Source organism: Pseudacidovorax sp. DMC4 (assembly GCF_056314265.1).
Genome location: NZ_JBQUYR010000002.1, coordinates 399,492 through 416,762, shown reverse-complemented (window position 1 = coordinate 416,762; position 17,271 = coordinate 399,492). Strand labels below are relative to the sequence as shown.

Genomic DNA, 17,271 nt, shown 5'->3' with positions numbered 1-17,271 from the left:
TGCGTGGGGCAAGAACTGCCCGAAAGAATGGCCGCCCCGTAACTCCGAGGCAACGGCCAAGGCATGACCAATGACGAACTCGCAGCCAAGCTCAACACGCTGCGCAACGAAGTACTGACGATGCGACTTGAACGACGGGGCCTGCTCTTCGCCCTCATGGCCATCATTTCCACCCACCCCCGGCACGAAGACTGCCAGTTCCTGCTCGACCACTACCTGAACGGCCACCTGGAAAAGTCCGAGACGGGGCGATCGCTGCCGGATGGCGCCAGGGAACATCTGCGGGCCTACGTGCGCTCCCTCCAGGACGCCGCGTCGCCCCATACCCCGGAGGCCGTCCAGGCCCTGCGCTCCAAGCTCTTCCCGTGGGAAAGCGATCCGCCGTGACCTGGAGGCCCCCGCTGCCGCACGACCGGCACACCTGCCGATAGGATGGCGGGCCGGCACGCCACGGACGCCTTACTCGGCTCGCCGCTGGCCCGTGCTCCCCCGCCACCTCAACCCGTTGACCGACTGGGATCAACGTCACCTCATGAAAATCGCCACCTGGAACGTCAACTCTCTCACGGCCCGCCTGCAGCATGTGCTGGATTGGCTGATCGCCAACCCCGTCGATCTCCTGTGCCTGCAGGAGCTCAAGATGACCGACGACAAGTTTCCGCTGGAGGTGCTCAAGTCCGCCGGCTACGAGGCCGCGAGCTTCGGCCAGAAGACCTACAACGGCGTCGCGCTGCTGAGCCTGTCGCCGCTGCGCGAGGTCCAGCGCAACATCGGCGGCTTCGAGGACGAGCATTCGCGCGTGATCAGCGCGACCGTCGACACGCCCACCGGCCCGCTGCGCGTGGTCAACGGCTACTTCGTCAACGGCCAGGCGCCGGGCTCCGACAAGTTCGCCTACAAGATGCGCTGGCTGGACGCACTGCGCGACTGGCTGCGCGCCGAGATGGCCGCACATCCGCGGCTGGTGCTCCTGGGCGACTTCAACATCACGCCGGAGGACCGTGACAGCTACGACCCGGTGGGCCTCAAGGAGACGATCCACCACACGACCGAAGAGCGTCAGCATTTCCAGGCGCTGCTGCAACTGGGCCTGGTCGACGGCTTCCGCCTGTTCGAGCAGCCCGAGAAAAGCTTCTCGTGGTGGGACTACCGCATGCTCGGCTACCAGAAGAACCGTGGCCTGCGCATCGACCACATTCTGGTCAGCGAGCCGCTGGTTCCCGAGGTGCGTTCATGCACCATCGACCGTGTGCCGCGCAAATGGGAGAAGCCCAGCGACCATGCCCCCGTGGTGATGGAGTTGGGCGGCTGAGCTTGTACCGCGGGCCGGCAGTGCCGGACGCGATCAGGCGTCGTCCTGATCCAGTCCGAGTTCGGCGATCTTTCGCGTGATGGTGTTGCGGCCGATGCCGAGCTTCTGCGCCGCCTCGATGCGGCGGCCACGCGTGAAGGACAGTGCGGTCAGGATGAGATGCGATTCGAAGCGCCGCGAGAGGGCATCCCAGACGTCCGGCTGACCGGCCGCCAGCATCGCCTGCGCTTCCGCGTCGAGCCCCTGCTCCCAACTGGCCGTCGCAGCCGCGGCCACCGTCGCCATGGGCGTCGCCGCTGGAGCCGCTGCGACCATTGGCATGGACACCGGCATTGCCGCGGCAGCGCCAGCGGCAGGCTCGAAGGCGGCCGTCTCCACCGGCGTCGTGACGGACGGCACGCCCGCCTGGAGCGGCGCGCCTGTGCCGAGGCCCGCCTCCGACGCCGCGTTCGACAGCACCTCGGGCGGCAGGTCCTTCGGCTCGATCAACTGGGCTGGCGCCATCACCGTGAGCCAGTGGCAGATGTTTTCCAGCTGCCGCACGTTGCCCGGGAAGTTGAAGGCCGACAGCTGCGACAGGGCCGCATCGGAGATGCGCTTGGGCTCCACGCCCAGTTGCTTGGCACTTTGCTGCAGGAAGTGGCGCGTGAGCGAAGGCACGTCCTCCTTGCGCTCGCGCAAGGCCGGCAGCCGCAGGCGGATGACGTTGAGGCGGTGGAACAAGTCCTCGCGGAACACACCCTGCTTCACCCGCTGCTCGAGGTCCTGGTGGGTGGCCGCGATCACGCGCACATTGGCCTTGACCGCGTTGTGCCCGCCGACCCGGTAGAAGTGCCCGTCCGACAGCACGCGCAGCAGGCGGGTCTGCAGGTCGAAGGGCATGTCGCCGATTTCGTCGAGGAACAGCGTGCCGCCGTCGGCCTGCTCGAAGCGGCCGCGGCGCATGGTCTGTGCGCCCGTGAAGGCGCCGCGCTCATGGCCGAAGAGCTCGCTCTCCAGCAGGTCCTTGGGGATCGCCGCCGTATTGATGGCCACGAAGGGCCCGTTGGACCGAGGCGAATGCTTGTGCAGCGCGCGCGCCACCAGTTCCTTGCCCGAGCCCGATTCGCCGGTGATCAGCACCGTCACATTGCTCTGCGACAGGCGGCCGATGGCGCGGAACACGTCCTGCATCGCAGGCGCCTGGCCGAGCATCTCGGGCGTGGCCTGCATGCGCTCCTCGGCCACCTCCTCGCGCTGGCTCTCGTCCACCGCGCGGCGGATGAGCTCGACCGCACGCGGCAGGTCGAAGGGCTTGGGCAGGTACTCGAAGGCGCCCCCCTGGAAGGCCGACACGGCGCTGTCCAGGTCGGAGAAGGCCGTCATGATGATGACCGGCAGGCCGGGATGCTTCTGCTTGATCTTGTCCAGCAGGTCCAGGCCCGAACCACCCGGCATGCGGATGTCGCTGACCAGCACCTGCGGTCCCTGCATCTCGTCGTCGTTGGCGGCTTCGAGCGCGGCGAGGACTTCGCGGGTATTGGTGAAGCTGCGCGTCGGCAGGTCCTCTCGCAACAGCGCCTTTTCAAGCACGAAGCGTATCGATTGGTCGTCGTCCACTATCCAGATCGGCTTCATGCAGCTCCTTGTTGTCCTTTCCTGCTACGGCAGCGGTATCAATATCGTGAAGTCGGTACGGCCGGGCACGCTGTCGCATTCGATGACCCCATGGTGCTGTTGCACGAAGGTCTGCGCCAGCGTCAGGCCCAATCCGGTTCCGCCTTCACGGCCCGAGACGAGCGGATAGAAGATGCGGTCCTTGATCGAGTCCGGGACGCCCGGGCCGTTGTCGATGACATGCAATTCCAGTGCCAGTCGCCACCACTGCTTGTTGAGGATGACCTGGCGGGCGATGCGCGTGCGGAAGGTGATGCGTGCATCGCCGGCCGCACGGCGCTCGGCCAGCGCCTGCGCCGCGTTGTGCGCGATGTTGAGCGTGGCCTGGATCAGCTGTTCGCGATCCCCGCGGAACTCGGGAATGGACGGATCGAAGTCGCGCTCGACCTCCAGGTCATGCGGAAACTCCGCCAGCAGCACCGAGCGCACGCGCTCGCAGACCTCGTGGATATTGACGTCGCCCACCACATGAGGCCTGCGGTGCGGGGCCAGGAGGCGATCCACCAGCGATTGCAGGCGGTCGGCTTCATGGATGATGACCTGCGTGTACTCGATCAGGTCGCGCGACTCGATCTCCATCTGCAGCAGTTGCGCCGCGCCGCGGATGCCGCCCAGCGGGTTCTTGATCTCGTGCGCGAGGTTGCGGATCAGCTCCTTGTTGGCCTGGGCCTGGTCGAGCAGCCGCACCTCGCGATCCTGCCGCACCTGCTGCTCCTGCGGCGACATCTCCAGCAGCAGTTCGGCCTTGCGGTCCGTCTGGGCCAGCGTGACCTGCACGGGCAGCGGCTCCTGCGTACCACGGCGCAGCTGTGCTTCGTAGCGCAACGTGGCGAAGTCGTTGGTGCGGGCGCCATCGATGGCCGTGCGCAAGGTCCCGGCATCGACGAAGAAGTTGCCCAGGGCTGCGCCTTCGAGCGTGCGACGCGATGTGCCCAGCGCATCCTCCAGGGCCGAATTGGCGAAGACGATGGTGCCGTCGTGGCGGATCACCACCACCAGGGTGGCAAGCAGATCGAAGGCCTGGAAGCGCTTGCTGGCGCGCGCAACCGTACCGAAGGCCATCAGCGCGACGCCGGCAGGCGGTCCAGTTCACGGCGCAGACTGGCCAAGTCGGCCTCGTTGCGCGCAATCTCGGCCTTCATCTCGGCCACGCGGTCCAGGTACTTCTGGTAGTTTCGCGCCTCGCTGCCCTGCTTCTCCGGCTCGCCGTTGTTGTAGTCCTTCATCAGTTCGGACTGGCGCGCCTCCAGCCGGCGCAGTTCGCCTTCAAGCACGCGACGGGCGTCGCTGTCGCGCGCCCGCTGCTCCGGCGAATCGACGCGAGGGCCGCTGCCGGCGGGCCGCGGGGAGGCGGTGGACGAAGGGGTGGACGCGCCGGCGGGCCGCGTCCCTTGCACGACGGTCACATTGCCGCCTTCGACGACCTTGCAGCCACGGCGTTGCGCATCGGCGGCGTTGTTGGTGTATTCGTTGCCGCAGCGCCAGATGCGCTCCTGCGCCTGCACGCCAAGAGAGCCGCCGAGGCCGAGCAACACAAGAAGAGGCAGGTAGGGTTTCATCATCGCGACCGGAGAGAAAGAGCTTGGCGCGCCATGGGCGATGCCACGCAACATTGTCTTGCAATTGGAAGACAGGCCGGCAGGCCGGTTCCCGCACCAAAGAAAAAGGACGGCCCGGGGGCCGTCCTTGTGCGCGATACCGCCGGGCGCCGAAGCGCCCGTGGCCATCACAGCGAGTAGTACATGTCGAACTCGACCGGGTGCGGAGCCATGCGGAAGCGCGTGACTTCGCCCATCTTCAGGTCGATGTAGGCGTCGATCATGGAGTCGGTGAACACGCCGCCCTTGGTCAGGAAGGCACGGTCCTTGTCGAGGTACTCGAGGGCTTGGTCCAGGCTGTGGCAGACGGTCGGCACCAGCGCGTCTTCTTCGGGCGGCAGATGGTACAGATCCTTGGTGGCGGCTTCGCCCGGGTGGATCTTGTTCTCGATGCCGTCCAGACCAGCCATCAGCAGGGCCGAGAAGCACAGGTACGGGTTGGCCGAGGGATCGGGGAAGCGCGCTTCGATGCGGCGACCCTTCGGGTTGGCGACGAAGGGGATGCGGATCGAGGCCGAGCGGTTCTTGGCCGAGTAGGCCAGCTTCACCGGCGCTTCGAAGCCAGGGACCAGCCGCTTGTAGCTGTTGGTGCCGGGGTTGGTGATGGCGTTCAGTGCACGGGCGTGCTTGATGATGCCGCCGATGTAGTACAGGGCGGTGTCCGACAGGCCGGCATAGCCGTCGCCGGCGAACAGGTTTTTGCCGTCCTTCCAGATGGACTGGTGCACGTGCATGCCGGAGCCGTTGTCACCGGCGTACGGCTTGGGCATGAAGGTGGCGGTCTTGCCGTAGCTGTTCGCCACGTTCCAGACCACGTACTTCAGGACCTGCGTCCAGTCGGCGCGCTCGACGAGTGTCGAGAACTTGGTGCCGATCTCGTTCTGGCCAGCGCCAGCCACTTCGTGGTGGAACACTTCGACCGGGATGCCCAGGCTTTCCAGCACCAGCACCATCTCGGCGCGCATGTCCTGGGTGCTGTCGACCGGCGGAACGGGGAAGTAGCCGCCCTTGGTGGTGGGACGGTGGCCGCGGTTGCCGCCTTCCATCTTCGCGCCGCTGTTCCAGGGGGCTTCGTATTCGTCGATCTCGCTGAACACGCGGCCGGCCTCATTGCTCCAGCGCACGCTGTCGAAGATGAAGAACTCCGGCTCGGGACCGAAGTAGGCGGTGTCGCCCAGGCCGGTGGACTTCAGATAGGCCTCGGCCTTCTTGGCGACCGAGCGGGGGTCGCGGTCGTAGGGCTTGCCGTCGGCGGGCTCGAGGACGTCGCACTGCAGGAACAGCGTCGTCTCTTCGTAGAAGGGGTCGATGTTGGCCGTGCTCGGGTCGGGCATCAGCTGCATGTCGGAGGCTTCGATGCCCTTCCAGCCGGCGATCGAGGAACCATCGAAGGCATGACCCGCGGTGAACTTGTCTTCATCAAAGGCCGAAACCGGCACGGTGACGTGCTGCTCCTTGCCGCGGGTGTCGGTGAATCGGAAGTCGACGAACTTGACCTCGTTTTCCTTGACGAGTTTCATGACGTCGGCGACGGTCTTTGCCATCAGGTTCTCCTGGGGGATTGGAAGGGTTGACGAAATTTGCGAGCAGGACGAACGCAGGTTCTATGCCATTTTCATTCGTTGTCCTACGCGGCACGTACGGCAGCGTTTGACGCTGGCGGTAGTAGCGTATGCACCGATATGATGCATCACAACTCAGCGCACCAATTCTGCGCCTATTGATGCACCAAAGTCGGACACACCTTGTTTCAGGCGTGCATATGCCGGTTCAAGTTGGCGCGTCTCGCCCTTGACGCCGAGTTCGATGTGGCGGCCGTACTTCGGGTGATCCACACTGGGCAGGCTGAATACCTTGATGCCCGAGAACTCGCGCTCGACCGCCTCCATGAGGGGCGTGAGGCTGGCTTCCATCGCACCGAAAACGATCAGCGAACGCTCGGCGATCGCCACCTCACGGTGCAGGGGCGCGTAGCGTTGGTCCAGCACCCACTCGACCATGGGCCACGCCATGACAGGGAAGCCCGGCACGAAATGCACATCGCGGACGCTGAAGCCGGGGATCTTGTTGTACGGGTTGGGGATGATTGAGGCCCCCTGCGGAAACACGCCCATATTTAGGCGATGCACGTTGTCGGCGCGGTCGGGCTCGTAGGGCACCCCCTGCTCGCGTGCGGTGTCCTGCATACGCTCGCGAATCAATTCGGCGGCCTCGGGGTGGAGCGCGAGGGGCACGCCGAGCGCCGCGGCTGCGCACTGGCGGGTGTGGTCGTCGGGTGTGGCCCCGATGCCGCCGGTTGAGAAGACGATGTCGGACCCGGCGAACGCCCGTCGCAGGGCCGCCGTGATGCGCGCGGGATCGTCGCCAACGTATTCGGCCCACGACAGCGACAGCCCCCGCGCACCGAGCAATTCGATGACGCGGGCCATGTGTTTGTCGGTGCGCTTGCCCGAGAGGATCTCGTCGCCGACGATGATCAGGCCGAAGGCGGGGCGTTCAGTGGAACTCATGGTGCGGGGGGATCGGAGGAAGGCAGGGCCGGCGGGGCGACGTCAGGCGGCGATCCCGCGGACGGAAGCAGTGTGGATGGCCCAGCGCCCGCCGCCTCCCGCCGCAGCTGCGACAGCGCCTCCAGCGCGTAATGGGCGAACCAAAGGGCGGAGAAGGCGAACACCAGCGTGTAGATCCACATCGCCACGGGAATCAGGATGAAGAAGGCCGCCGCGAACACCAAGCCGGAGGCCCAGACGATGCTCGGCGCCGCGCCGAGATAGCCGCACAGGATGCCGATGGTGAGCAGGCGCAGTCGATGGCGGCGCACGATGATGCGCCGCTCGTCTGCACTGGCATGCTCGGCCAGGGCGTCGAAACTCATCACGCGGCAGGTGAGCCAACCCCAGATCAGCGGTGGCAGCACGAGCACCAGCGGCGGCACCAGCCACAGCGGCATCGACACGAGCAGGGCCACCACAGCTGCCACCGTCAGCGCCACCGAGCGCACCACGCTGGCAACCATGCCTGCACCGTGCTTCTTTTCCAGGGTCGGAAAGCGCCGTTCGGCCACGAGACGCGTCAGTGCGGGCGCCATGAAGGCCGCCACGACGACCAGCGACACAATCGCCAGCACCGGGGTTGCGGCCAGCAGCACGATCAGGGGCGCCAGCAGGTTGCGGACATCGCCGACGAAAAGACGTTGGAGCCAGTTCCAGAAGCCGGCCAGCAGGGGCCAGGCATCCAGCGCGCCGCGCATCCAGCCGACCGCAGGCTCCCAGTAGAAGTAGGACAGGCCCACCGAGACCGCCACCATCAGCGCCAGCGGCACGAGCGACAGCAGGATGACACGCGGATGCAGGCAGTAGGCGGCCGCGCGCCAGCAGGAATCAGCGAGAAGACGCATCGGCGCGCAGCATAACCGCTGCCCGTGCGCCCTCGATGGAGCCGGGTGCGTCAGGCACGTCCCACAAGCCGTCGCAAGCCGAGCCACTGCTGCGACCAGAAGCCCCTGCCGTAGTCGCGCAGGCGGCCCTGGGCATCGGGCTCCACCTGGTCGCGGACGCCCGTGGGCAGATACCGCAGATCGAAGTTGGCGGTGCGCAGCAGCATGTCCCACCATGGCAGGAGCACGCCGAAATTGCAGCCCCCCAGCACGCCGGGGCGGCCCACCTCCTCATGGCCCACGCCGATCGCATGATGCAGCCGATGGAAGCGCGGGCTGACCCACAACCGCTCGCCCACTCGACCGAAGTGCAGCCGAAGATTGGCATGTTGCAGGCTCTGGCTGAGTTGGGTCAGCGCCACCAGGACGACGAACTGTCCAGGCGGCACACCGATGAGCTGGGCGACCACGACGACGATGGTGCTGTGGATGATGTCGTCCAGCAGGTGATTGCGGGCGTCGCTCCACATCGTCATCTGCCGCTGCGAATGATGCAGCGCATGCAGCCGCCACCACCAGTCGATGGTGTGCTGCCCGCGGTGGATCAGGTACTCGACGAAATCCAGCACGACCAGGTACAGCAGGAAGGTGACCCATGGCCGATCGGTCACACCGGGCCATAGCGCGTCGAGCTGCATCGTGCCCCAGCCAGCGGCACGCACGTGGCCGAGCGCCATGTCGAACAGCGGCTGCAGCACGAAGAAGATCCCCACCCGAAACAGGCCCAGCCGGTGGATCAGTGTGTAGATCACATCCACACGCACGGCCCGGCGGTCCCGCAACGGCTCCACCGGACGCCAGCGCTGGAGCGGCGCGAAGATCGCCAGCATCACGGCGATCTCGAGCAGGCCCACCAGCAGCCAGCCGGTGGCATCGAAGCCATCCTCCAGCAGGTTGCCCATGCCCGCCGCGAACATCACCGGCTGGACCACGGTTTCGAACAGCCACTGTTGCATCAGGCCGAACGGGTCGGTCAGCCAGGCATGCCAGTCCATCGGAAGCTCTCCGTCCTTGTTCGTGACTCAGGGGTGCGCCGCAATCCAGGCGCGGTAGTCAGGATGATCGCGCAGTGTGCGGAAGCAGAAGCCGCGTTGCTGCAGGCCCGCAACCAGCGGCTCGAGCACGGCTGGCGCCCACGGATCCTGGCGCGACCAGATGCCCAGATGGGCCAGCAGGATGTCGCCGGGGCGGATGCGCTCCAGCGCCTGGGCCAGCAGCTTCTGGTTCGGATACTTGTCGCTGGGCAACTCGTCGCCCAGAAAGCCCGCAGGCGACCAACCCACGTACATGTAGCCGCACGCGCGTGCGGCCTCCAGAAGCTTGGGCGAGGTCTTGCCGCCCGGCGCGCGATACAAGGGCAGCGGCGTCTTGCCGGTGATCTGCGCCAGGCGCTCGCTGGACTTGCGGATGTTTTGGCAATACTGCGCCTGCGTCCAGGTCAGGCGCTGACCCGATTGCGGTCCAGCCGACGGCTGGATGATGAAGCGCTTCTGGCCGTTCTCGTCAGGCAGGTCGGCGCGCCAGTAGGCGTGGTCGTAGGTGTGCGAAGCGAACTCGTCGCCGTCGGCTGCCCTCGCCTTCCACCACGGTGCCCAATGGTCGTCCAGGCTGTCGCCCCCGTCCTTGGTGCGCTCGGCGGCGGCAAAGAAGGTCACATGCACATCGTGGCGTTTGAGCACATCGGCCACCAGCGGCGCCACGCCCATGTGGCCCGTGTCGAACGTCAGGTAGACCGGCTTGCTGCAATCGGCCGCAGCCGCAGCGACGACGGATGCGCCGCCCGCGGCAGCCACCACCGCGACAGCCACGCGGCGGGCGGCGCGGCCCAGGCGTTCAACGCGCATGGTCGAGGGTCCAGACACCGTGCGGCGACTTGCCGACGGGTACCTGCTTCATGAGCTGGCCGGTCTGCAGGTCCACCACGCTGAGCTTCTTGGCCCAACGCGAGGTCACGTAGAGGCGCTTGCCGTCGGCGGAGACATCCATGCAGTCGGGGCCGCCGGGCACGGCGTAATTGGCCACCACCTTGAGGGTGGCGAAATCGATGCGGCTGATGGTGTTGGCCACACGGTTGCTGACGAACACCGTCTTGCCATCGCCCGCCGCCCGGAAGGCGTGCGCGCCCTTGCCCGTCGGCAGGATGCTCACGGCCTTCGGCTCGCGGCCTGCCACGTCGAACACCTGTACGCCCTCGCCGCCGGTCAGGCCGACCAGCAGCGTCTTGTCGTCATGGACGCCGAAGATGTCGGCAGGCATCGGCCCGGTGGCGACGCGCCAGCGAATGGTCTGGGTGGGGATGTCGACGGCGATCAACTCGTCGCTGTCCTGCATCGAGACATAGGCCGTGGTGCTCTTGGAATCGATCCAGATGTGGCTGGGTGTCTTGCCGGTGACGAGGCGCTTGGCCAGTTGCAGGTTACTGCCATCCCAGCGGTAGATGTCGACATGGTTCAGCCGGTTCGCGGCGGTGACGAACCACTTCATGTCGGGGGAAAAGCGCAACTGGTAGGGGTCGATGATGCCGTTGACGGTGCGCTGGATCTCGCCCGTCTTCGGGTCGAAGAAGGTCAGCGAGTCGCCAGCCGAGTTGGCCACGATGACCGAGCGCTGGTCCGGCGTCAGGTAGATGTGGTGAGGCTCCTTGCCCACCGAGACCCTGCGCATCTCGGTCCAGGAGGTGGGATCGATCAGGCTCACGGTCGCATCCAGCGAATTGAGCACGAAGATGGGCGGGGGAGCCGCCGCCGCGAGGCCCGGCAGACAACTGCAGGCCAGGGACAGCAAAACGGCCGCGAGGCGGCCGGCACGAAGGGAATGAGCGCGCAAGATTCAACCTGTGGAGGCGGGACGAAAAATACTAACGGTCAGCCCCCAGCAGAGGATGACTTCGTGGTCAGCTTCTTGACCTGGAACAGCGATTCGACCTCTGCGGCGGTGAGCCAGCGCCACTCGCCCGGCGCGAGCTCCGGGGGCAATTGCAGTTGCCCGACACGCGCCCGGTGCAGCGCCTCGACGCGATTGCCTGCTGCCGCCACCATGCGCTTGACCTGGTGGTACTTGCCCTCGTCGAGCGTCAACTGCAGCAGTCGCTCCTCCAGCCGCTCGGCGGCCAGCGCCCGCACCGGCCTGGGATCGTCATCGAGCACCACGCCTTCGCACAGCCGCGCCAGTTGCGCCTCATCCAGCGGGTGCTTCAACGCGGCCTCGTACACCTTGGGAACATGGTGACGCGGCGAAGCCATGCGGTGCAGGAACTTGCCGTCGTCCGACAACAGCAGCAAGCCGGTCGTGTCCTGGTCGAGCCTTCCAACGGCCTGAACCCCGTCCACACCGCCCTTGACCGGCCGCTGGCGCAACGGATCCGGCAGCAGCGTGTAGACCGAAGGCCAGGTCGAAGGCTTTTGCGAGCACTCCGTCCCCGCCGGCTTGTTCAGGACCACGTAGGCCTTGGCGTGGTATTCCCACGGCTTGCCCTGAACCGTGTAGCGAAGACCTTCCTGGGCGTCGACATCGAAGGCAGCGTCGGTGACGGCCTGTCCGTCGAGCGTGACGTGGCCATGCTGGATCAGGCCGGCGCACACGCGCCGCGTTCCGAACCCCTGGCTGAAAAGCAGTTCTTGCAGTTGCATGGTGGGCGCGGATGTTAGTCGACGCCCATCCGCGTGCTGGACCACAATCCGGCGCAGCACGCCCCGGGTCGGCCGGGAACGCGCCCTACTTCACCGCATCGAAGCAGCCATGCTCCATCATCTTCTCCGCTCCCTTGCGGCAGCCGCGCTCGCCGGGACCGCCGCCCTCGCCTTCGCGCAGCCGCAACTCGATCTGCCCCGCGTGCCCCTCACGGCCGGCATGTACCGGATCGATGCGCAAGTGGCCGCCACGCCGCAGCAGCGGCAGACGGGCCTGATGTTCCGCGAGAACCTGCCCCAGCAGGAAGGCATGCTCTTCGTGTTCGAGGAGCCCGCCGTGCAGTGCTTCTGGATGAAGAACACGCTCGTGCCGCTGACGGCCGCCTTCGTGGCCGACGACGGCCGCATCGTGAACCTGGCCGACATGCAGCCGCAGACCACCGACAGCCACTGCTCCGAGGCGCCGGTGCGCTACGTGCTCGAAATGAATCAGGGCTGGTTCGCCAAGAAGGGGCTGCGCAAAGGTGCCAAGCTGGCGGGAGCGCCGTTCGCGGCCGGTCGCTGATCGCCGCCCATGCGCCCCGGCTCGCGCGCCTGGACGCTGACAGCCTCGCGCGCCTTCCTACTACGCGAGGGCGTCGAGCACCACCTACATCGATGCCATCCAGGCCCAACGATCCTTCAGACCAGACCCCGGCGGCAATGTGGCAGCCGGGCCCCTGGCAACACTCAAAGGATCTTTCGATGTTCGAACAAGCACAAGGCGCTTTCCAACGCGTGGCAGGCAAGGCCCAGGATGCGCTGGGCGAAGTGACCAACGACTCGGGCATGCAGGCCGAGGGCAAGATGCGCGAGGCACAAGGCGTTGTTCAGCAGAGCTATGGGCAGGCGCTGGACGAAATCCGCGAAATGGCCGTGAAGCACCCTCTGGGACTCGTCGGCGGCGTCGCCGCTGCGGCGTTCCTGATGGGAATGATCTGCGCCCGCCGCTGACGCGCTTCAGTCCGTAGACCGAAAGAACGCCTCGGCTGCAGCGCTCGCTGGAGTGCTGTGGCCAGGCCTACTCATCTCCTGGGCGGCAGGTTCACGCCTTGCCGCTCTTTGGCGTTTGACCGCGTACATCGCCGCGTCCGCATGGCCGAGCAACTCCTCCGCATCCTTCCCATCGGCCGGGAAGCGCGCGGCCCCGATGCTCGGCCGTACCACCAAGGTCGCATCGCCCACCACAAAGGGCTGGATGAAGGCTTGCTCGATGCGGCTGCTCAACAGGTAGGCGCCGCGGCCGCCGACGTCCTGCTCCAGCAGCACCACGAATTCGTCGCCGCCAAGCCGCGCCAACACATCGGCGCTCCTAACCGTTGCACCCAGCCGGTCAGCCACGGACTGCAGCAGGTGGTCGCCCATCGCGTGGCCCATGCTGTCGTTCACCCGCTTGAATTCGTCCAGATCGAGGAAGAGCAACGACAGCTCCAAATCGCGCTCCTGCGCCGCGCGTACCGCGGCGGACAGGCGCTCGACAAAGGAGCGGCGGTTGAGCAATTGGGTCAACTGGTCTCGCTGGGCGAGGGTCTGCAGACCCACATGGAGCCGCTTGCGTTCGATCGCGGTCGCCACCTGGGATGCGATGAAATGCAGCAGTTCGGCGTCGGCGGCCCCATAGCCCTTCTCGGGATCCTCGCTGCGCAGCACCAGTGCGCCGATCGGCCCGTCCTGCGTGGGCAGCGCGGCAGCCAGCAGCCCCGGTGGCGACTCGCAATCCCCCTCCTCGGTTGACGCCTGGCCAAGCAGACGCGCCAGCCAGGGCGCATCTGCCGGGCTCACCGGCCCAGGCGCCCTGCCCATCACGTCGACCTGGTAGGCAGGGTGCAGCAACTGCCTTGCGTCATCGAAGAGCAGTACCGCGAAGTTCCTCGCGTCGAGCAAAGTGCCGACGATGCCGTGCACGCTTTCGAACAAGGAGAACAGGTCCTGAGCCGTATGCGCAGCTTCGGAGATGGCGTAGAGCGCCGCCTGCAAGGCGCGACTCTGATGCAGCTCGGTGATGTCGTGCGCGACGGCCACGCGCAGGCCGGCACTCTCCACCCACTGTGCCGTCCACCGGACGTGGACGACGCCCCCATCCTTGCGGATGTAGCGGTTCTCGAAGTGGAGTTGCAGATGTCCCTGCATCACCCGACGGGCGGCCTCCAGGGTGGGCGCCCGATCATCCGGATGCACGAACTCCATCATGTTCCGACCCACGACCTCTTGCGTGCCGTAGCCGAAGATTCGCTCGAACGCCGCGTTCACGAAAACGAAGTCACCCGACGGCGTGACCGCACAGACGGCATCGAGCAACAGGTCCAGGAAGTTTTCGGAAACGAATCGGCGCATGGGCATGGGAAGCCGGGCTTGAAACCCAGAGGCCCATTGTCCCGCCATTCGCCCCCAAAGGAGGGCTTGAGCGTGTCACGCCCCGCCGATGGAGACACACCACCGCAGTGATACGGACGAAAAAAACGCCACCGGATGGTGGCGTTTTCTTGGAATGGTGGTGGGCGGTGAGGGCTTTGAACCCCCGACCCCAGCAGTGTGAATGCTGTGCTCTACCCCTGAGCTAACCGCCCGAGGAGAAAGACTTTCGTCTTTTCCTTCAGTTTCGTGCAGTGCTGCGCGAAGCCTTAGATTATGCCATGCTTTTTTGATCTTGCAACCGAAAGATGGTTTTTCCGCCGCTGGCCTTGTCCAGGTCGAGCAACGCCTGCTCATGCGAAGCGAGTTCGTCCACGGTCGCGGCCAGCACAGGCAGGCTGAACTGGCGCAGATCCACATCGACGACGATGCCCTGCTCCTCGCTTTCGCCCGTGTCGATGTCGATCAGCAGCGCGTCCTGGCCGCGCGTGAGATTGATGTAGACGTCGGCCAGCAACTGCGCGTCGAGCTTGGCGCCATGGAAGGTCCGGTTCGACCGGTCCACGCCGAAGCGATCGCACAACGCATCGAGCGAGTTGCGCTTGCCGGGGAAGAGTTGCTTGGCCATGACCAGGGTGTCGGTCACCTCGGCCACGTAGTCGCGCAACGGTTGCAGGCCCGCCCGCTCGAATTCCTTGTTGAGGAAGCCAACGTCGAAGGCCGCGTTATGGATGATCAGTTCGGCCCCGCGCAGGTACTCCACCACGTCGCGCGCCATGGTGGCGAACTTGGGCTTGTCGCGCAGGAACTCGGTGGTCAACCCGTGGACCCGGAGCGCATCCTCGTGGCTCTCGCGTTCCGGGTTGAAGTACAGATGCAGGTCGTTGCCGGTCAGCTTGCGGTTGACCAGTTCGACGCAACCCAGCTCGATCACCCGGTCGCCGTTCTCCGCCGACAGGCCGGTGGTCTCCGTGTCGAGGACGATCAGGCGCGACATGCACTCTCCTTGCAGGGCATCCCGGGGTTGGAAGACGCCGCCATAGTCAGTGGTTTTCCTTGGCGTGGTTGATCGTGTACTTGGGAATCTCCACGACCAGATCCTTCTGCGCCAGGATCGCCTGACACGACAGGCGCGACTGCGGCGTCAGGCCCCAGGCACGGTCGAGCAGGTCTTCCTCTTCTTCCTCGGCCTCGTTCAGAGAAGCGAGGCCTTCTCGCACGATCACATGGCACGTCGTGCAGGCGCAGCTCATCTCGCAGGCATGCTCGATCTCGATGCCGTTTTCGAGCAGCGCTTCGCAGATGGAGGTGCCTGCCGGCGCCTGGATCTCGGTGCCCTGCGGACAGTACTCGGCGTGGGGAAGGATCTTGATGATGGGCATGGGTATCAAACGGATTCGATGCTGCGGCCCGCCAGCGCCTGGGCGATGCCCTTGTTCATGCGTTGCGCGGCGAAGGCCTCAGTGCCATGGGCCAGCGCCTCGGTGGCCTCGGTGATGGCCGACTTGTCGTCGCCATCACGCACGGCAGCCAAGGCGTCCAGCAACTGATCGATGGTCTGACGCTCCGGCGCGCTCAGAAGCGCGCCGTCGGCTGCCAGTGCGGTGCGGGTCGCCTGCAACATGCGGTCGGCCTCGACGCGCGCCTCGATCAACGCGCGCTGCTGCATGTCGGCTTGCGCGGTCGCAAAGCCCTCCTGCAGCATGGTGGCGATCTGGTCGTCCGACAGGCCATAGGAAGGCTTGACGGTGACGCTGGCCTCGACGCCGCTGCTCTGCTCCTTGGCGGAAACGGAAAGCAGGCCGTCGGCATCCACGGTGAAGGTCACGCGGATGCGCGCGGCGCCGGCCGCCATCGGCGGAATGCCACGCAGCGTGAAGCGCGCCAGGCTGCGGCAGTCGGCAACCAGATCGCGCTCGCCCTGCACCACATGCAGCGCCAGCGCAGTCTGGCCGTCCTGGTAGGTGGTGAAGTCCTGCGCCATCGCGGTGGGGATGGTTGTGTTGCGCGGCACGATGCGCTCCACCAGTCCGCCCATGGTCTCGAGGCCGAGCGACAGCGGGATCACGTCCAGCAACAGCAGGTTGCCCGCGCCATCGTTGCCAGCCAGTTGATTGGCCTGGATCGCCGCGCCGAGCGCCACGACCTCGTCCGGGTTGAGGTTGGTGAGCGGCGGACGCCCAAAGAAATCGCCCACGGCCTGCCGGATCTGCGGCATGCGCGTGGCGCCACCCACCAGCACGATGCCCTGCAATTCGTTCGGCGCCAGCCGTGCATCGCGCAGCGCCTTGCGCACGGCCGCGAGGGTACGCTGCGTCAGGGGCTGCGTGGCGGCGTCGAAGTCGGTGCGCGTGATGGTCAGCTCATGTGTCGCACCTGCCAGTTCGACCGTGAGCGGCGCCGTGTCGGCACCGGTCAAGGCCTCCTTGCAGTGACGCGCGGCAACCAGCATCCGTGCCCGCTCCTCGTCGTTGCCCGGAACCCGTCCCAGGCGCTGGCTCACCAGGTCTGCCAGCGCATGGTCGTAGTCGTCGCCGCCCAGGGCCGAGTCACCGCCGGTGGCAATGACCTCGAACACGCCCTGCGTCAGCCGCAGCACCGAGATGTCGAAGGTGCCCCCACCCAGGTCGTAGACGGCATAGACACCCTCGCTGCCGTTGTCGAGCCCATAGGCGATGGCAGCGGCGGTGGGCTCGCTGATCAGGCGCAGCACATTGAGCCCTGCCAGTTGCGCGGCATCCTTGGTGGCCTGTCGCTGGCCCTCGTCGAAATAGGCCGGCACGGTGATGACCGCGCCGTACAGGTCGCCGTCGAAGGTGTCTTCTGCGCGGTAGCGCAGCGTGGCCAGGATCTCCGCGCTCACCTCCACGGGCGACTTGGGGCCGGCGACGGTCTGCACCTTCACCATGCCGCCCTCATCGAGGAGCGTGTAGGGCATGGCAGACCGGTTGGCGATGTCGCCCAGCCCGCGGCCCATGAGCCGCTTGGCCGAAGTGACGGTATTGGCCGGATCCGAAGCGCGCGCATCCAGGGCCGCAAAGCCGATCTGCCGCCGCTGCGCATCCAGGTAGCGCACCGCCGATGGAAGGATCACCCTGCCCTGCTCGTCGGGCAGGCATTCGGCGACGCCGTTGCGCACCGAGGCAACCAACGAATGGGTGGTGCCCAGGTCGATGCCGACCGCGATGCGCCGCTGATGCGGGTCCGGCGCCTGGCCGGGTTCGGAGATCTGAAGAAGTGCCATGGAGA

General features: G+C 66.3%; 18 protein-coding genes and 1 tRNA gene. 4 read left to right on the top strand and 15 right to left on the bottom strand.

Annotation, left to right across the window (positions count from 1 at the left end; translation table 11 throughout):
• Positions 1 to 63: 63 nt before the first annotated feature.
• Both ACT54X_RS05630 and xth read left to right on the top strand, forming a co-directional pair.
• Positions 64 to 387 (top strand): hypothetical protein, encoded by a 324-nt coding sequence (locus ACT54X_RS05630; protein ID WP_234194213.1) that lies wholly within the window; start codon positions 64 to 66, stop codon positions 385 to 387.
• Positions 388 to 532: 145 nt separating this feature from the next.
• Entirely contained in the window at positions 533 to 1,312 is a 780-nt protein-coding gene (gene xth, locus ACT54X_RS05625; protein ID WP_294364973.1) for an exodeoxyribonuclease III, read from the top strand.
• A 33-nt stretch (positions 1,313 to 1,345) separates the two neighbouring features.
• Here the strand turns inward: xth and ntrC are convergent, their stop codons facing one another.
• The 10 genes from ntrC to ACT54X_RS05575 form a co-directional block, all read right to left on the bottom strand.
• Positions 1,346 to 2,929, bottom strand: a complete 1,584-nt coding sequence (gene ntrC, locus ACT54X_RS05620) for a nitrogen regulation protein NR(I) (protein ID WP_294364972.1) — start codon at positions 2,927 to 2,929, stop codon at positions 1,346 to 1,348.
• Between the two features lie 24 nt (positions 2,930 to 2,953).
• Positions 2,954 to 4,030 carry a nitrogen regulation protein NR(II) gene (gene glnL, locus ACT54X_RS05615; RefSeq protein ID WP_114804115.1) on the bottom strand — a complete coding sequence of 359 codons (1,077 nt, stop codon included), beginning with the start codon at positions 4,028 to 4,030 and terminating at the stop codon, positions 2,954 to 2,956.
• Positions 4,030 to 4,527 carry a hypothetical protein gene (locus ACT54X_RS05610; protein WP_294365923.1) on the bottom strand — a complete coding sequence of 166 codons (498 nt, stop codon included), beginning with the start codon at positions 4,525 to 4,527 and terminating at the stop codon, positions 4,030 to 4,032. The genes glnL and ACT54X_RS05610 overlap by 1 nt, the downstream gene beginning before the upstream one ends.
• A gap of 167 nt (positions 4,528 to 4,694) precedes the next feature.
• The gene (gene glnA / locus ACT54X_RS05605; RefSeq protein WP_234194210.1) at positions 4,695 to 6,110 is read right to left on the bottom strand and encodes a type I glutamate--ammonia ligase; all 1,416 of its coding nucleotides are present in this window, start codon (positions 6,108 to 6,110) and stop codon (positions 4,695 to 4,697) included.
• A 153-nt stretch (positions 6,111 to 6,263) separates the two neighbouring features.
• Positions 6,264 to 7,076: a competence/damage-inducible protein A gene (locus ACT54X_RS05600; RefSeq protein WP_294364964.1), complete on the bottom strand. Its 813-nt coding sequence runs from the start codon at positions 7,074 to 7,076 to the stop codon at positions 6,264 to 6,266.
• Positions 7,073 to 7,963: an EI24 domain-containing protein gene (locus ACT54X_RS05595; protein ID WP_294364961.1), complete on the bottom strand. Its 891-nt coding sequence runs from the start codon at positions 7,961 to 7,963 to the stop codon at positions 7,073 to 7,075. Before ACT54X_RS05595 ends, ACT54X_RS05600 begins: the two co-directional genes overlap by 4 nt.
• Positions 7,964 to 8,013: 50 nt before the next feature.
• Positions 8,014 to 8,997: a sterol desaturase family protein gene (locus ACT54X_RS05590; protein WP_294364958.1), complete on the bottom strand. Its 984-nt coding sequence runs from the start codon at positions 8,995 to 8,997 to the stop codon at positions 8,014 to 8,016.
• A 27-nt stretch (positions 8,998 to 9,024) separates the two neighbouring features.
• Complete coding sequence (locus ACT54X_RS05585) at positions 9,025 to 9,846, bottom strand: polysaccharide deacetylase family protein (RefSeq protein ID WP_294364955.1); 822 nt, start codon at positions 9,844 to 9,846, stop codon at positions 9,025 to 9,027.
• A complete protein-coding gene (locus tag ACT54X_RS05580; RefSeq protein ID WP_476345662.1) occupies positions 9,836 to 10,831 on the bottom strand; it encodes a YncE family protein in 996 nt (331 codons plus the stop codon). Before ACT54X_RS05580 ends, ACT54X_RS05585 begins: the two co-directional genes overlap by 11 nt.
• A gap of 35 nt (positions 10,832 to 10,866) precedes the next feature.
• Positions 10,867 to 11,631, bottom strand: coding sequence for a pseudouridine synthase (locus tag ACT54X_RS05575; RefSeq protein ID WP_294364952.1), 765 nt, complete (start codon positions 11,629 to 11,631; stop codon positions 10,867 to 10,869).
• Between the two features lie 109 nt (positions 11,632 to 11,740).
• Here ACT54X_RS05575 and ACT54X_RS05570 point away from each other — a divergent pair, with 109 nt between their 5' ends.
• Complete coding sequence (locus ACT54X_RS05570; protein ID WP_294364945.1) at positions 11,741 to 12,196, top strand: DUF192 domain-containing protein; 456 nt, start codon at positions 11,741 to 11,743, stop codon at positions 12,194 to 12,196.
• 179 nt (positions 12,197 to 12,375) lie between these two features.
• Entirely contained in the window at positions 12,376 to 12,624 is a 249-nt protein-coding gene (locus ACT54X_RS05565; RefSeq protein ID WP_234194202.1) for a CsbD family protein, read from the top strand.
• 6 nt (positions 12,625 to 12,630) lie between these two features.
• Here ACT54X_RS05565 and ACT54X_RS05560 read toward each other — a convergent pair whose 3' ends face one another.
• From ACT54X_RS05560 to hscA, 5 genes are all read right to left on the bottom strand, one after another.
• Positions 12,631 to 14,010, bottom strand: a complete 1,380-nt coding sequence (locus ACT54X_RS05560) for a sensor domain-containing protein (RefSeq protein ID WP_476345462.1) — start codon at positions 14,008 to 14,010, stop codon at positions 12,631 to 12,633.
• Between the two features lie 152 nt (positions 14,011 to 14,162).
• Positions 14,163 to 14,237: transfer RNA gene (locus tag ACT54X_RS05555), tRNA-Val, on the bottom strand.
• 59 nt (positions 14,238 to 14,296) lie between these two features.
• Positions 14,297 to 15,019, bottom strand: coding sequence for a DNA polymerase III subunit epsilon (dnaQ, locus tag ACT54X_RS05550; RefSeq protein ID WP_294364935.1), 723 nt, complete (start codon positions 15,017 to 15,019; stop codon positions 14,297 to 14,299).
• A gap of 46 nt (positions 15,020 to 15,065) precedes the next feature.
• Positions 15,066 to 15,404 (bottom strand): ISC system 2Fe-2S type ferredoxin, encoded by a 339-nt coding sequence (fdx, locus tag ACT54X_RS05545; RefSeq protein WP_017756979.1) that lies wholly within the window; start codon positions 15,402 to 15,404, stop codon positions 15,066 to 15,068.
• Positions 15,405 to 15,409: 5 nt separating this feature from the next.
• On the bottom strand, positions 15,410 to 17,266 hold the full coding sequence (gene hscA / locus ACT54X_RS05540) for a Fe-S protein assembly chaperone HscA (RefSeq protein ID WP_294364929.1): 1,857 nt from the start codon (positions 17,264 to 17,266) through the stop codon (positions 15,410 to 15,412).
• Positions 17,267 to 17,271 lie beyond the last annotated feature (5 nt).

Coding starts and splice junctions, on each gene's coding strand:
- glnL (WP_114804115.1), bottom strand. CDS start 4,030: ATGGCCTTCGGTACGGTTGCGCGCGCCAGCAAGCGCTTCCAGGCCTTC.
- ACT54X_RS05610 (WP_294365923.1), bottom strand. CDS start 4,527: ATGAAACCCTACCTGCCTCTTCTTGTGTTGCTCGGCCTCGGCGGCTCT.
- xth (WP_294364973.1), top strand. CDS start 533: ATGAAAATCGCCACCTGGAACGTCAACTCTCTCACGGCCCGCCTGCAG.
- ACT54X_RS05575 (WP_294364952.1), bottom strand. CDS start 11,631: ATGCAACTGCAAGAACTGCTTTTCAGCCAGGGGTTCGGAACGCGGCGC.
- ACT54X_RS05565 (WP_234194202.1), top strand. CDS start 12,376: ATGTTCGAACAAGCACAAGGCGCTTTCCAACGCGTGGCAGGCAAGGCC.
- ntrC (WP_294364972.1), bottom strand. CDS start 2,929: ATGAAGCCGATCTGGATAGTGGACGACGACCAATCGATACGCTTCGTG.
- ACT54X_RS05630 (WP_234194213.1), top strand. CDS start 64: ATGACCAATGACGAACTCGCAGCCAAGCTCAACACGCTGCGCAACGAA.
- ACT54X_RS05595 (WP_294364961.1), bottom strand. CDS start 7,963: ATGCGTCTTCTCGCTGATTCCTGCTGGCGCGCGGCCGCCTACTGCCTG.
- ACT54X_RS05590 (WP_294364958.1), bottom strand. CDS start 8,997: ATGGACTGGCATGCCTGGCTGACCGACCCGTTCGGCCTGATGCAACAG.
- dnaQ (WP_294364935.1), bottom strand. CDS start 15,019: ATGTCGCGCCTGATCGTCCTCGACACGGAGACCACCGGCCTGTCGGCG.
- hscA (WP_294364929.1), bottom strand. CDS start 17,266: ATGGCACTTCTTCAGATCTCCGAACCCGGCCAGGCGCCGGACCCGCAT.
- fdx (WP_017756979.1), bottom strand. CDS start 15,404: ATGCCCATCATCAAGATCCTTCCCCACGCCGAGTACTGTCCGCAGGGC.
- ACT54X_RS05600 (WP_294364964.1), bottom strand. CDS start 7,076: ATGAGTTCCACTGAACGCCCCGCCTTCGGCCTGATCATCGTCGGCGAC.
- ACT54X_RS05585 (WP_294364955.1), bottom strand. CDS start 9,846: ATGCGCGTTGAACGCCTGGGCCGCGCCGCCCGCCGCGTGGCTGTCGCG.
- ACT54X_RS05570 (WP_294364945.1), top strand. CDS start 11,741: ATGCTCCATCATCTTCTCCGCTCCCTTGCGGCAGCCGCGCTCGCCGGG.
- glnA (WP_234194210.1), bottom strand. CDS start 6,110: ATGGCAAAGACCGTCGCCGACGTCATGAAACTCGTCAAGGAAAACGAG.
- ACT54X_RS05560 (WP_476345462.1), bottom strand. CDS start 14,010: ATGCCCATGCGCCGATTCGTTTCCGAAAACTTCCTGGACCTGTTGCTC.